Raw genomic sequence first — 14,237 nt, 5'->3', positions numbered from 1 at the left:
AGTCTATTCTCTACTACACTTATCATATTTAGAATAAAAAAACGCGCCTAGTAGCGCGTTTTTTTTATGGTGACAGGCTTTTATCGCAGATTGCCGAGATCTTCTTCAGTCAAACGCCAGCGTCCTTTTTTCTTAGAAGCCCCGCGTCCACGCATCGCACTATTAAGTATCAACTTATTCATCGAATGACTGGAATGCGCATGACAGATTGCGCAGGCAAGTCCATCTGCGGCATCCGCTTGTGGCACTACGTCTAAAGACAGTATTCGACAAACCATCTCTTGTACCTGCTCTTTGGCGGCCGCGCCATAACCACAAACCGCTTGCTTGATTTGGCGCGCCGTATACTCTGAAACTTCTAAATCTAGGGCTACCATGGCTGCAATGGCAGCACCTCGTGCCTGACCAAGCTTAAGCGCAGAGTCAGGGTTCTCTGCCATAAATACTTGCTCAATAGCCGTATAAATTGGCTCATCCGCATATTTTAGATGATGCTGAGTAATACGCGTTAAACCATTAAAAATGCGTTTAAGGCGCTCGGGCATCTCTTTAGTGTCTGTGCGAATCGTACCTGCATCAATATAGGTTAGCTTATCGCCAGTTTGCTGAACAATGCCATAACCTGTCATACGTGAACCGGGATCAATACCGATAATAATTGCCATAGTCTTCCGTCTTACTTACATTTTGTTTTATGGCTTAAAAATAAGCCGTAAGTTTGATAGTATAGCAATCAATCCCCATATACATCATATGTTAGCCATTTTAATTTGTATGGCACTTAATTTATTGGTTTTTATTTTATAGGACGACACTTTATGGGTCAGATAGTTGGTATTGCCATCGTTTGGTTTATTATCGAAATGCTATTGTGGTATTTACTTGCACAATTTATAAGTGGCTGGTGGGTTTTCATATGGTTTATTATCGCTGCAGTCATCGGTATTTCACTCATTCGTAAAGGCATGGCATCCCTTAATCCAATGGCGCAGCAAATGAAAGCTGGCGGCATGATGAATCCTGCAATGCGTCCACAAGAATCTACCATGATGAAAAGTGTGGCCATGGCTGCGGCAGGTATTTTGTTACTGATTCCAGGTGTGCTTAGTGACCTTATTGCCTTATTGGTGGTCTTACCACCAGTACAAAAGAAACTAAAAGACGTGGCCAATAACTATGTGATGAACAATCAGCAAAAAATGATGGAGATGATGGCCAAGCAGATGGGCGGCGGTCAAAATCCATTCGGTAATATGGGTGGCCAAAACCCATTTGGCGGTGCAAGTGGTATGAACAAACAAAGTCCATTTGGTCAGCAGCAGAATCCATTTGGTGATGTGTTTAAACAAAATACAACCGTCGACGGTACAGCGAAAAATATACCCAAAGATGTGAAAAAAATCACAAAGTCTGCCAATGATGAATAGTATAGTAGCGGTCTGATAAGTTTTAAATAAAAAATTGGCATAAAAAAACCCCTTTCGTTTATAGCGAAAGGGGTTTTTGATTGGTGGCTATTAATTTTCTACAAATATGCATTTATAAACAAATCAATGACGAACCGAATAGAACAACCGAAGTGCCGCCGTAAGATGGTGACCCATGAACCGTGAAGTTCAGGGCGGATGCGTCATCACCTCGGCAGGTTTCCTGATACACTGCAAGCAGTGCAGGCATACACAATGAGGCGATAGGTACCACATCCTGGTAAAGCATTATCGGCTCAGGGAATAAACATCTACTAGCCAACACTTCAGAATATAATTATCTTAACCAATGGCCTGAATGATTGCAAGCTTGATTTACAGATTGATACGTGGCTTCAGTAGAGAGTAGGGTTAACCGTAAGTTTTACTACATTTTGCAGCCAATAAGAATACAAGAAATAGGACTGCCTATTGAGTGAACATAGGGGTTGATTTTTCAGCTATTTTGAGATGTGTGTTAAGATAGGAACTTTCAAATTTCCGATACAGCACTTTTCAATTCCCAATACAGTATTGTAAGCGTTCATTCACTTGAGGAGCGGTAGTCCATGACCAACAATCAGCAACAATCAGAATTTATCGACGACAATCAAACCAAGCTTGTTAATGGGCAAGATGGCGAGCCACACAAAAAAGTGCCGCGCGTTTTAATGATACTAGATGGTTTTGGACATCGTGAAGATGATAAAGATAATGCGATTGCCGCTGCCAGTATGCCCAATTTGGATAAAATTTATCAAAAATATCCACATGGGTTAATATCCGCGTCAGGTGAAGACGTGGGATTGCCAGATGGTCAGTTTGGTAATTCAGAAGTGGGACATATGAATCTGGGCGCTGGTCGTGTCCTTTATCAAGACTCTACTCGCATATCAAGCGAGGTTGCCAATCGTGACTTTTACAAAAATGAAGCGCTGGTGAATGCGGTAAAGGCAGCCAATGAGCTTGGCGGTAATGTACATATTATGGGATTATTATCGGATGGTGGAGTGCATTCACATCAAGATCACATTGAGGCCATGTGTCATTCAGCCTTAGTACATGGCGCCAAAAACGTTTTTGTTCATTGCTTCTTAGATGGACGCGATACGCCACCAAAATCTGCTGATAAATATGTTGATCGCCTACGTGCGCATATTGATAAACTAAATGCACATTACGAAGGCGGACGAGTGCAAATTGCGACTATTATTGGACGCTATTACGCGATGGATCGTGACAATCGCTGGGATCGAGTACAAAAAGCGTATGAGCTGCTCACAGAAGGCAAGGCAGATCGTCTAGCAACTAGAGCGGATGGTGCGGTACAAGCTGCCTATAAAGCCCGTGAAACGGACGAGTTTATCAGTCCGACCACGGTAATAGGGCGCGATGAGGTGCCTTATACCATCGATGACAACGACGCACTTATCTTTATGAATTTCCGTGCTGATCGTGCACGTGAGCTTGCGCAAGCCTTTGTATTACCAGATCATGAATTTTCTGGTTTTGCCCGTCAAAAGCAGCCCAAGCTTGCAGCGTTTGTGATGTTGACTAAATACTCTGATGTGTTGGCTGACAATTCAAAAACGAGCATTGCTTATTATCCAACGTCTTTGAACAATACACTTGGCGAATATCTACAAGATCAGGGTAAAACTCAATTGCGTATCGCTGAAACTGAAAAGTACGCTCACGTAACTTTCTTTTTTAGTGGCGGTCGAGAAGAAGAGTACGAAGGCGAGACACGCATTTTGGTGCCTTCTCCAGATGTGGCAACATATGATCTACAGCCTGAGATGAGTGCACCTGAAGTGACGGATAAATTAGTCGCTGCTATTGAGTCGGGCAAATACGATGTACTGGTTGTGAACTATGCCAACGGTGATATGGTAGGACATACAGGGGTTTTTGATGCAGCGGTTCAGGCTGTAGAAGCATTAGATGTTTGTGTCGGTCGCGTGGCAGCAGCAGTGCAAGCTGCTGATGGCGATATGCTTATCACTGCTGATCATGGCAACTGTGAGCAAATGCAAGATTACGAAAGTGGACAAGTGCATACTCAGCATACTACTGAACATGTACCACTGATTTATGTAGGTGAACAAAAATTACAAGTACGTAGCGGTGGTAAATTAAGTGATATTGCACCAACTATTTTGGCATTAATGAACATGGATACGCCAGCTGAAATGACAGGTGAAAGTCTGTTAGTGCCAATATCATAAGTCAGTTTTACATACTATAGTCAGCGTAAAAGAAGGAAAGGGTATGTATTATCCTTTCCTTTTTTCATAAACCTTGCTCGATTTTTAATATTTTTGATGATAAAAATTATGAAGAAGGTGAGCACTGTCATAATAACCAGTAAGCTTGGCAAGGTTAATATAGGTGACACTGGTTATTAGAATTGTGAGCACTTGCAATACTACTCTAGTTTAGAGCTGCCCTTGATGCTATCTTACAAGCAAATACTCACTGTTTTTACTCAATAGCAGTTCTCTACCTTATAACTGTTCTGTACATTTTACTATCTAAACGAGTTCTCTTATGCATCCTATCTATTTTATTCGCGCATCTAGGTCCAAGCGATTGAGTAAACCTGCGATAAAGGTATCTATAGCGACTACTGCTGTTAAGCGAGCATTAACAGTAGGTGTATTTGGACTAGGGGCTACTGTATGCGCACAAGCGGCAACCGTGCCTGTTAATCAGCCTAGCGATAACCCTACGGCAAGTTTACAACTCATCAGTTTAAACGCTGATGAGATAGCAGCCGAAGACAATGGGGATGATTTATCAAGTATTGCTGATATGTTAGATGCTGCAGACGATTATGACGATTCAATAGACAGCGTGCCAGATGAGACGGCATTAATAGATGACACAAATGACATTGATACGAATATTCCACCTGAGGTTGCCAAAGTCTCCTTAAATGCTATTTCTCCAGAGACGCTCAAAACCTTTGTGGCTGTCGTGGATTTGGTGCGCCGTGAGTATGTTGATGCGGTTAATGATGAAGAGCTATTCAACAACGCAATGAGTGGTATGCTTACAAAGCTTGACAGTCATGCTGAGTTTTTAGATGCTGAAGCTTACGAAAATCTTCGAGCATTTACAGAAGGTGATGTAGGTGATATTGGTATTAAGGTGGATTACCAGCAAGAAGTAGGGTACTGGGTCATCACAGAGGTGGTCGATGATTCACCCGCTGATAAGAAGGGGATTGCTGTTGGTGATTATCTGCATCAAGTCGGAGAGTTCAAGCTGGATGAAGATAAAGAGAGTAATGATATTGAGCAGCTTTTAACTGGAATCGCTGGTACACAAGTTGATATTGTCACCTCAAAAGCTGGTCGCCGCAAGCATACTACTACATTGCAGCGTAACCATAGCCACCCTCAAATCATTGAAACAGAGCTTGTCGATGGTATTGCGATGATTAAATTACCTGCCTTTCAGAACAACAGTCGCGAGAAGTTGTTGGAAGGTTTAATCAACCTAGATTCTCCTGTCACTGGTATTCTGCTCGATATGCGCGACAATCCAGGTGGCGTGTTGACCTCCGCGATAAATGTCGCCAGTTTGTTTATGGAAGATGCTGACGTGGTACAAGTACAAGCACGTCAAGATGGCTCCCGTGTATTGTCCACTAAGGGTGATGCGATACTCAAGCGCTTACCAATGGTTGTGTTGCAGAATCGCTATTCAGCATCTGCAGCAGAAGTACTGGCTAGCAGCTTACAGGCACAAAAGCGCGCCACGATTGTGGGAGAAGTCAGCTATGGAAAAGGCTCTGTACAGTCGGTCGTACCCCTCAATGATGAGCAAGCTGTCAAGCTCACCGTCGCCAACTATATGACCGCAGCAGGTGGTAAAATTGATGGGATTGGTGTCAAACCAGATGTGACTTTATCAGGCAATGAAAGCACTTGGGAGCAACAAGCGCTGGATTTGCTAAAAGCGCGTGTGCTTGAGACAGGCATTCGGTTTGTCCGAAAGCCTGCATCAGAAGTCAATGTGGCAGAAGGGAATATAACTAAGTAGAACATAGCAGCGTTATGGCTGCTTATTCTTATTAAACTATTGTCATAGCATACTATTCATCAGCTTCATCTTCGGCGATGTCCAGTTTTTTCATGCGATAGCGTAAAGATCGAAAAGTCGTTCCTAGTAATTTGGCTGCCTGAGTTTTATTCCAGCCAGCTTGTTTTAAGGCGGTAATAATCAGCTGTTTTTCTTGTTCTTGTAGGTAGTGCTCTAACCCTTGGAGGGGCAGTTGAACGTCAGCCAGTTCGCTCAAGTTTGCCTTTTCACCTACATCCGGTTGATTTGATGCTTGAGTAATTGTTTCTACATCATGACGGAGATTTGCATTGCTCAATGCTTCTGTTTGGCGACTGGCTTGACGTTGTACCATTGAAGGGTAATGTTGCATATTAGTACGGTACGGGTGTAGATTAGTCGTCGTTTGCTCAGGGTTTATGGTCTTATCTGTGGATCGGATAGTGTCTCTGTTATCTTCTATTGGTTGAGTGGTAATAGGCGCATTGGCTGTTTGATCAAGGCGCGTATCACTATCAGTATGATTGTGACGAGCTTGAGAAGCGGTTGGTTGATAACCCATACCGTCTTCTAGATCAGGAAGGCCCAAATGACTGATATCAATCAAGGATGTTTCTGCTAGAGTCACTGCACGCTCTAGTACATTACGCAGTTCACGGACGTTTCCAGCAAAATTATGCTGTTGCAATCGCGCGCGCGCCTCAGTTGTTAACGAGGGCGGTGTTTCCAATTGCCATTCATGAGCAATCATTCCTAAGAAATGCTCAGCCAAAACAGGTATGTCATCACGGCGAGTATTGAGTGTCGGCAACTTTAATTCAATCACGTTGATGCGATAATACAAATCCTGTCTAAACGCACCCTCTTGTACAAGTTGACTTAAATTTTTGTGAGTGGCAGAGAGTATGCGAATATCAACGGGTATCTCTTTTGTGTCACCAATGGCTCTCACGGTTTTTTCTTGAATAGCACGCAGCAACTTGACTTGCATTGCAAGTGGCAAATCCGCGACCTCATCTAAAAATAACGTGCCACCATTTGCTTGTTGAAATAAGCCTTGTTTGTCAGCCACGGCACCTGTAAAGCTGCCTTTTTTGTGACCGAAAAATTCTGACTCCATTAGCTCGGACGGTATCGCCCCACAATTCACTGGCACAAAACTGCCATCTCTACGCGGACTGATATCATGAATCAGTCGAGCAACCACTTCTTTACCTGTACCTGACTCGCCTGATAAGAATACAGGGGCTTGTGAGCGTGCCAGCTTTAATATGGTATTTTTCAAAGGAGTCATCACGGCAGAATTACCGATCAGTCGAGCGTCTAACAGTTTTTGTTCAGGTGAAGATTCTGGTGTGGCATTTGCCTCATTGTCTTGATGGATAACCTTTAAAGCGCTTTCTACCAGTTGACGTAGACGCGGTAACTCAAGCGGTTTGTTAACAAAATCAAATGCCCCAAGCTTCAATGCCTCTATGGCAAGATCCATACTGCCATGCGCTGTAATAACAGCGATGGGACTATTAGAGCTGTTACTGATTTCTTTTACCAATTCTAGCCCCGATCCATCAGGTAGCTTCAAATCAGTCAAACAAAAATCGTAATTGTTTTCTTGCCAATATGCTCTTGCTTGCGCCAACGTATAAGCCACATCGCTTTTGATACCCATTTTGGTCAACGTTATCTGCATTAATCGGCACAAATCCACTTCATCATCAACGACTAGTGCGGTAGTTGTCATACATCATCTCATTGTATTCAATAGCTATTAAATGTTAAAAATCGACATACCATTCGGATAAAATATCTGATAGGAAGAGAATTTCTTACTCACAAAAAACTTGTATTGATATTGCTTTTAACCATTTATACATAAATATCAGAGTTGACAGCAGGCGCTATTAAGCGGAAGCAGGTTTTCTCGTGCTCAGGAACGTAAAGCAGACGGGCTTGGTTGGCCTCACAAAATGCTTGTGATAAATACAGCCCCAATCCAGTGCCTTTTTGATCCGTGGTAAAAAATGGATTGAACAGATGCTGCAACTCTTCGGCTTTCACGCCTGTGCCACCGTCCAATGCATCAATTATAACATCGTTATCGACACAATAAACCTCAATCTCTACATAAGCATGGGGGTGAGCATAGCTACTGTGACGCAGACCATTATTGATTAGATTGATTAAAACTTGCTCTAACTGATGGGTATCGAACGAGATAATAAGCTGTGTCTTTACGTGTAAGAAAACATCATGACCTTTGAAGTAGTTTTCCAAAAATACTGGAAGCCACTCAGCCAATACAATGGATTGCTGATTCGCCTTTTGTTGACGAGACAGTTTTAGGACATCTTCGATAATACGGTTCACACGTTTCGTTTGCGAAAATATCATTTTATAAAGCTCATGATTGCCCGCCATGTCAAGGTAAGAGGAACTGCTCTCTTGATTATCACTTGCAGCATTTTTGGCATCGAGCTCAGCCATATCTTCCATTAGCAACTGACTGGCTTGCGATATAGCAGCCAACGGGTTTCTGATTTCATGAGCAATACTGGCAGTTAGCTGCCCCAAAGAGGCCAGTTTTAACTGTTGCGCGCTGGCGTGTTCTCGGCGCAAATCTTCTAAAATAACGAGTTTGCTGTCGTCTTTTAATGGCGTGATTTGCACACGTAGCTTGCCAAATACGGAAGCATTTGCTATGGCAGGCAAGTCATAGGTAAAGCTGCGTGATTGACCACTTGCTACTGATAAGCACGCTTTGAGCAGTTGTGTATGTTGCTTACTAAGCTTTTGCTGAAAGTTATGGAGTAGAGCCTGCCGTTTATCATTTTGTGTATTATTGATAGCTGTAGAGAGGTCTTGGGCGGCTGGGTCATGCGCCATACTCAGCAATTGATGTGCAGCAAGATTTGCTAAGACAATACGTTGTTTGTCAATGACAATGACGCCGTTTACCATTTGTGTGATGACTTCTTGATTGATGACATTGAGTCGTTCAACTTCTCTGGCATGACTTGCTGCTACTTTTTCAAGCTGTACTAAGCGCTGTGAGAGAGACCAACTCAAAATACCAACTGCCAAAAAGCTGGCTGACATGAGTAGGGCGTCGCTTAGATTGGCCAAACTCATACTATTGGCAATGGCATAAAAAAACTGTTGATAAATAACAAAGATAATAGCCAGTAATGTGATGATTAACGCTTGTGAGCTATGTAGTAGCATAAAGCTGGCTGCTACAACAACCATGTACAACATAGTTAACTGTAAATCAGGTGCGCCAGCGGTATAAAGAAGTAAACTTAAAATGACGACGTCTAACACCAAACCAAAGGCTAGCTGACGCCGCATTTTTTTGGACACAACGTAAAACAAACCCAGCAAAATTAGGCTCAATAATACATAAAAACTGAGTACTGTTTGCTGCAAGAAGCTTGGTAGCAATGAGCTATTATCAGTGCGCGCATTGATGTATACCATCAACATAAAAAACACGCTGACAATAAAGCGATAACTGCTATAGATCAGTCCCAATTTACGTAATTGCGGAAGAGGCAGCGTATCATCACGATGTAAGTACTTGATGACAGTCGAGACGATGTCAGTAACAGGTTTCATAATTGAACCGTTATAGAAAAGTTGCTAAGAGAATTATTGAGAAAGCTACGGTTGAATCAAACCATGGCGAATGGCCAAATGCGTCAACTTAACATCGCTATCAACGCCAACTTTTTCATAAATACGATAACGATAAGTGTTGATGGTTTTTACACTGACAAACAGCTGATCGGCGATTTGCTGAGGGCTTTGACAATTAACCACCATCATTGCGACCTGCTTTTCACGATCACTGAGCAAATCAAAAGGTGAGTTTGCATTATCTGATAATAAAACATCTGCCAATTGTTCAGCGACATCCTGACTAAAATAGCGTCCGCCTTTATAAACTTTTTTGACGGCTCTGATCATCTCATCTAGCGGTGTGCCTTTAGTGATGTAACCATTGACACCGGCTTTAATGAGCATAGAAGGGTAAGGCTGAGATGCCATACTACTCACTGCCAATATTTTAAGTCCTAAATCAAGTTGAATTAAACGTTTGGTTGCTTCAAGACCACCAATATTAGGCATATTGACATCCAGTAAAATCACGTCAGGAAGCAATTGCTTGGCAAGCTTGATGGCCATATCGCCACTATCTGCTTCGCCCACAACCTCGATATCGGCACTATCTGACAACATACGGCTAATACCCATTCGTACCAAATCATGATCATCTACTACCAATACTTTAATCATAACTGTGCCTTTTATTATTTGTCAGAGTGAGAGTTGTTACACATACTGAATGATAGATAAATTTATGTCATCTAAATGATTGTTTCAATTTTTGAAAACGTGAAGTAATGTTAATGAATTATAAAGATATCATTCTTTAACATAACAGAACGTGAATGATTATAGCGGTTAGAATGAGCATACATTGCTGAAATGTGAACCAATGTTTCTAAAATATAAAGTAGTTGTAGCAAAATTTGAATTAGTTCAAAATAAATTACTAAATTGGCTTTGAAGATTAGACTTCAATTCAAACCATGATACACTAAAAATACCAAAACTCTATACGAGTACTTACAAACACATCCATAAACGCTACGTACGTTCTAGGCGTCAGAAAGCATGTCACTGACGTGATAACGGAAGCAGGAGGCATAATGAAGCAACTACCATTAACCAAACAGCAGCTAATCGCCGCTATGATTTCATTGAGTTTGGGCAGTGTTGCACAAGCCGCACTTACTATTAATGGTAGCACTGATACTGGCTCTAGTGCTCGCATGAGTTGGGGTGGGGCGGATAGCTTATCAGAAGCACGCAACATCATGTACAAATCCAACGGTTCTGCCATTAAAAAAGTCGATAATGGCTATGGCACGACCAACCTCACTAACACCAATAGCAATAACTTTGCTAGCAACAGTAACCGCTATAACACCACGTACCGCGGTGCATTCGGAAATAGTGACATGATTCCGATCAGTACTGATTCGCGTAGTGTGGCTGTAATCGATGCTGAGACTGGTGAGTCTATTTATGAAAAAGATGCTGACATTGCGCGTCCTATGGCTAGTATCAGTAAATTAATGACCGCTATGGTGGTGCTGGATGCTGGTCTTGATATGCGTGAAGAGATCACGCTTGATCCTGAAGATTTCGTAGGTCCAAAACGCGCGAGCTCGAATCTTAAATCAGGTGATCGTCTAAACCGTGCCGAAATGCTATTGATGGCATTGATGAAATCAGAAAATCCTGCGGCAAAAAGTTTGGCGCGTAATTACCCAGGTGGCTATAGTGCCTTTATACGTGCAATGAACCGTAAAGCTCAAGATTTAGGGATGACCACGGCTTTCTTTGGTGATCCGACGGGTCTTGATAAGCGTAATGTTGCCTCATCAAATGATCTGGTCAAAATGGTACGGGCAGCTGGTAATTATGATGTGATTCGTCGTTTCTCTACGACCAAAAGCTATGATTTCTTTGTATCGAATTACTCTAATGGTAACCGTACTTATAAAGCCAATAATACTAGCATGCTGGTTCGTGCTGGCGATTATCCGATTGGTATCTCAAAAACAGGCTTTATCAATGAAGCCGGTCGTTGTGTCGTTATGGAAACACGTGTGAATAATCGTCCAGCGATTATCGTTATTTTAGGGGCGAACAGCTCAGCCACGCGTTGGGGCGATGCCAAAAATATCCTAAACAGTTTAGCAACTCGCCGCACCGTATAAGTTCACAGACTTAACGTTAATTAATAAGGCTGTTATATCATATAACGGCCTTTTTATTGCGCTGAGATTAAGGATAAATTATATGACCCAATCAATCATTTCTACTATACCAAAGCTGTATCTACTGACCAACGACGATGAATTTGAGCTTCTCTATCAGAAGTTAGAAGCAGCGCTGGCAACAGGCCTTATCGGATTATTACAGGTTCGGCGCAAACAGGTATTGCAATTGCCAAATGGCAAGTTGAGGCTCTATGAAGAAGCTTCTAAGATTGTTGATTTGGCTCGCGCCTATAACGTACCAGTTGTGATCAATGATGACATTGAATTAGCGGCAGCACTTGGCGTTGGGGTACATCTTGGTCAGCAAGATGGCAATATCGATGATGCCAAACGGCAATTGGCTCCAAACCAAGTCATTGGTCGTACTTGCCATGGTGATGTAGCTCTTGTTAAGGAAGCGCAAAACGATGGCGCAACTTATGCAGCAATGGGCGCAATATTCACTTCTACAACCAAACCAAACGCCAATATTATTTCTCGTCAGCATCTAACTGATGGCTGTCAAGAGGATATAAAGATATGCGTCATAGGCGGTCTAACGGCAGAAAATGTGTCAGAGCTAACAGGTCTGCCAATCACTTATGTAGCGGTCGTGGGAGATGTGATGGATTTGTCTGTGGCGCAAATTGCTAATCGTTGTCAGCAATGGCAGCAAGCATTTTCGAATTGGAAAACGCCTGCAGTATGATAGTTTGAGCTTAAGCGGCATGCTCCATGCATAGAGTCGCGTAAGGCAAGGCTTCCAAACGTTGTGCTTCGATTGGCTCTCCGCATACTTCACATTCACCATAAGTGCCGTTTTCAATACGGCTTAAGGCATTTTCGACATAGATTAGACTTTGGCGTGCCTCGCTCTTAAGGTTTTGACGCATATCGTTTTGGCGATAAGAAATTGCCTGATCTTCCCAATGTTCATTGAGATCATCTTGTGGGTTTTGAATGTGATCTTCAATTTTATCAATTCGAGTCTCATACTCTTCTTTTAAGGTTAGTAAACTTTCTTTAGCATGGTTTAAGTCAATACTCATAGTAATTTCCTAATAGGTTGTTTTTATTATTTACACGCCTAGCATAAAGGGCTTTATCGGCAACTACCACCACGAAATGTTACGGATGATTAAAGAGACGTTTAAACTTTTATGACTTTTTTGTCTACATAACTTGCATACAGGGCTGGTACAAAAACTAATGAGGTTTCAGTTTACTGCACGTTTTTTTATGGCTCTTGACAGAAAACTGGTAGAATACATCGCCGTCAATTCTTGCTGGTTTAGCCCCTTTAATAAAGGGATAAAATAAGCATAGATATGAGCGATAAAAAGTCTAAAAACAAATTGATAGAATCTACAGAATTTGCGAAATCAGCGGGTAATATGAATGTAAGAAATAAGCGCTGATAAGCACCTTTCACAAAAACACTTTAGTAATGATAGTCACCTTAGTTTTTCAATAGACAGATTAATCGATAGATTGATGTATAGGAGCAGGTAATGAATTTTTTGCGCATGAGTGAGCTGAGCTTAACGGATAAAGTAGTGTTGATTCGAGAAGACTTAAATGTACCCATTAAAGATGGTAAAGTCACGAGTGATGCACGCCTGCAAGCAAGTTTGCCTACCATCAAATTGGCATTAGAAAAAGGCGCTGCTGTTATTGTTTGTTCACACTTAGGGCGTCCAACCGAAGGCACGCCTGAAACGATCTATTCATTGGCACCCGTGGCAGATTATTTGACAGACAAACTTGGATCACAGTTATCGACGCCCGTTAGTCTCAATCGCGATTATCTAACGCAAGGCGTGTCTATTAAAGCTGGCGAAGTCGTACTACTCGAAAACGTGCGCTTTAATGCAGGTGAAAAGAAGAACGATGCCACTTTGGCCAAAAAATACGCCAATTTATGCGATGTATTCGTAATGGATGCATTTGGTACCGCGCACCGTGCGCAAGCATCAACAGAAGGTGTCACCCAAGCCATGCGCCAAGCCGACAAAACCGTGTGTGCAGGCCCACTATTGGCAGCTGAACTTGATGCGTTGAGCCTAGCGCTTGAAACGCCCGCGCAGCCGATGTTGGCTATCGTCGGTGGATCAAAAGTATCTACAAAGCTAGAGGTTTTGCACAGTTTGGCAGAAGTTTGCTCACAAATCATCGTCGGTGGTGGCATTGCCAATACTTTCTTAGCCGCTCAAGGTCATAGTGTTGGCGCTTCTCTCTACGAAGCGGATTTGGTTGATACTGCTCGTGAGATCATGACTAAAACTGACATTTTATTGCCAGAGTACGTGGTCGTCGCCGATAAAAATGAGATTGATTTCGATGATTTCACTGGCTCATTACAAAAGGCAACCGCCACTATTAAGTCGGTCGATATGATTGGCGATAACGATATGATATTGGATATTGCACCAGAAAGCGCCACTCAGCTTGCTGAAGCAGTTATCAATGCGAAAACCATTTTATGGAACGGGCCGGTAGGTGTTTTCGAAGTAGATGCTTTTGGCAATGGTACGCGAATTCTAGCCTCAGCGGTAAAAGACAGTGCCGCTTTCTCAATTGCAGGCGGCGGTGATACCTTAGCAGCCATTGATAAATATCAGATAGCCGATGGGGTAAGTTATATGTCTACAGGTGGTGGTGCTTTTCTAGAATTTGTAGAAGGCAAAGTACTCCCAGCCGTAGAAGCGTTGCAAATCGCAGTATAATCCTTTAACGGATTTCTTGATTTATTAACATTAGATGTACAGTTGGTGGTAAGTATCTAAGTTAGGCTATAAAAATAATGTGGTGACAAGCTGATTTTAAAATTTATTAGTAAGCGTTTTGGAAGTGGCTGGTCATTGATTATTAT

Annotated in this window: 11 protein-coding genes and 1 other RNA gene; 6 read left to right on the top strand and 6 right to left on the bottom strand. The window is 42.3% G+C overall.

The window, feature by feature from the left end; genetic code table 11:
* Nucleotides 1–80: 80 nt before the first annotated feature.
* Nucleotides 81–665 (bottom strand): crossover junction endodeoxyribonuclease RuvC, encoded by a 585-nt coding sequence (gene ruvC / locus A3K91_RS09635; RefSeq protein WP_062845059.1) that lies wholly within the window; start codon nt 663–665, stop codon nt 81–83.
* Between the two features lie 153 nt (nt 666–818).
* On the opposite strand from ruvC, the gene A3K91_RS09630 reads away from it, so the two are divergent.
* Entirely contained in the window at nt 819–1,427 is a 609-nt protein-coding gene (locus tag A3K91_RS09630; RefSeq protein WP_062845058.1) for an FxsA family protein, read from the top strand.
* Nucleotides 1,428–1,567: 140 nt separating this feature from the next.
* On the opposite strand, the gene ssrS is transcribed toward A3K91_RS09630, so the two are convergent.
* A non-coding RNA gene (gene ssrS / locus A3K91_RS09625) (6S RNA) lies at nt 1,568–1,763 on the bottom strand.
* A 272-nt stretch (nt 1,764–2,035) separates the two neighbouring features.
* Here ssrS and gpmI point away from each other — a divergent pair.
* Together gpmI and A3K91_RS09615 are read left to right on the top strand one after the other, a co-directional pair.
* Nucleotides 2,036–3,694, top strand: a complete 1,659-nt coding sequence (gene gpmI, locus A3K91_RS09620; protein ID WP_062845057.1) for a 2,3-bisphosphoglycerate-independent phosphoglycerate mutase — start codon at nt 2,036–2,038, stop codon at nt 3,692–3,694.
* Nucleotides 3,695–4,016: 322 nt separating this feature from the next.
* Nucleotides 4,017–5,516, top strand: coding sequence for a S41 family peptidase (locus tag A3K91_RS09615; RefSeq protein ID WP_084387323.1), 1,500 nt, complete (start codon nt 4,017–4,019; stop codon nt 5,514–5,516).
* Between the two features lie 52 nt (nt 5,517–5,568).
* Here the strand turns inward: A3K91_RS09615 and A3K91_RS09610 are convergent, their stop codons facing one another.
* The 3 genes from A3K91_RS09610 to A3K91_RS09600 form a co-directional block, all read right to left on the bottom strand.
* Nucleotides 5,569–7,275, bottom strand: coding sequence for a sigma-54-dependent transcriptional regulator (locus tag A3K91_RS09610; protein ID WP_062845056.1), 1,707 nt, complete (start codon nt 7,273–7,275; stop codon nt 5,569–5,571).
* 125 nt (nt 7,276–7,400) lie between these two features.
* Complete coding sequence (locus A3K91_RS09605; RefSeq protein ID WP_062845055.1) at nt 7,401–9,149, bottom strand: sensor histidine kinase; 1,749 nt, start codon at nt 9,147–9,149, stop codon at nt 7,401–7,403.
* A 45-nt stretch (nt 9,150–9,194) separates the two neighbouring features.
* Complete coding sequence (locus tag A3K91_RS09600; protein WP_062845054.1) at nt 9,195–9,830, bottom strand: response regulator; 636 nt, start codon at nt 9,828–9,830, stop codon at nt 9,195–9,197.
* Nucleotides 9,831–10,246: 416 nt separating this feature from the next.
* Here A3K91_RS09600 and A3K91_RS09595 point away from each other — a divergent pair, with 416 nt between their 5' ends.
* Entirely contained in the window at nt 10,247–11,323 is a 1,077-nt protein-coding gene (locus tag A3K91_RS09595; protein ID WP_062845053.1) for a serine hydrolase, read from the top strand.
* A gap of 82 nt (nt 11,324–11,405) precedes the next feature.
* Nucleotides 11,406–12,074, top strand: coding sequence for a thiamine phosphate synthase (locus A3K91_RS09590; protein ID WP_062845052.1), 669 nt, complete (start codon nt 11,406–11,408; stop codon nt 12,072–12,074).
* Nucleotides 12,075–12,084: 10 nt separating this feature from the next.
* Here A3K91_RS09590 and A3K91_RS09585 read toward each other — a convergent pair whose 3' ends face one another.
* Nucleotides 12,085–12,414 carry a TraR/DksA family transcriptional regulator gene (locus tag A3K91_RS09585; protein ID WP_062845051.1) on the bottom strand — a complete coding sequence of 110 codons (330 nt, stop codon included), beginning with the start codon at nt 12,412–12,414 and terminating at the stop codon, nt 12,085–12,087.
* 462 nt (nt 12,415–12,876) lie between these two features.
* On the opposite strand from A3K91_RS09585, the gene A3K91_RS09580 reads away from it, so the two are divergent.
* Nucleotides 12,877–14,091, top strand: coding sequence for a phosphoglycerate kinase (locus tag A3K91_RS09580; RefSeq protein ID WP_062845050.1), 1,215 nt, complete (start codon nt 12,877–12,879; stop codon nt 14,089–14,091).
* Nucleotides 14,092–14,237 lie beyond the last annotated feature (146 nt).

The sequence above is a fragment of the Psychrobacter alimentarius genome (assembly GCF_001606025.1).
GTDB lineage: Bacteria > Pseudomonadota > Gammaproteobacteria > Pseudomonadales > Moraxellaceae > Psychrobacter > Psychrobacter alimentarius.
The sequence above is the reverse complement of the archived record's forward strand: the minus strand, read 5'-3'. Positions and strand labels throughout refer to the sequence as shown.

Bases quoted from the DNA above. Each gene is read 5' to 3' on its own strand.
- ruvC (WP_062845059.1), bottom strand. From the start codon at position 665: ATGGCAATTATTATCGGTATTGATCCCGGTTCACGTATGACAGGTTAT.
- A3K91_RS09630 (WP_062845058.1), top strand. From the start codon at position 819: ATGGGTCAGATAGTTGGTATTGCCATCGTTTGGTTTATTATCGAAATG.
- gpmI (WP_062845057.1), top strand. From the start codon at position 2,036: ATGACCAACAATCAGCAACAATCAGAATTTATCGACGACAATCAAACC.
- A3K91_RS09615 (WP_084387323.1), top strand. From the start codon at position 4,017: ATGCATCCTATCTATTTTATTCGCGCATCTAGGTCCAAGCGATTGAGT.
- A3K91_RS09610 (WP_062845056.1), bottom strand. From the start codon at position 7,275: ATGACAACTACCGCACTAGTCGTTGATGATGAAGTGGATTTGTGCCGA.
- A3K91_RS09605 (WP_062845055.1), bottom strand. From the start codon at position 9,149: ATGAAACCTGTTACTGACATCGTCTCGACTGTCATCAAGTACTTACAT.
- A3K91_RS09600 (WP_062845054.1), bottom strand. From the start codon at position 9,830: ATGATTAAAGTATTGGTAGTAGATGATCATGATTTGGTACGAATGGGT.
- A3K91_RS09595 (WP_062845053.1), top strand. From the start codon at position 10,247: ATGAAGCAACTACCATTAACCAAACAGCAGCTAATCGCCGCTATGATT.
- A3K91_RS09590 (WP_062845052.1), top strand. From the start codon at position 11,406: ATGACCCAATCAATCATTTCTACTATACCAAAGCTGTATCTACTGACC.
- A3K91_RS09585 (WP_062845051.1), bottom strand. From the start codon at position 12,414: ATGAGTATTGACTTAAACCATGCTAAAGAAAGTTTACTAACCTTAAAA.
- A3K91_RS09580 (WP_062845050.1), top strand. From the start codon at position 12,877: ATGAATTTTTTGCGCATGAGTGAGCTGAGCTTAACGGATAAAGTAGTG.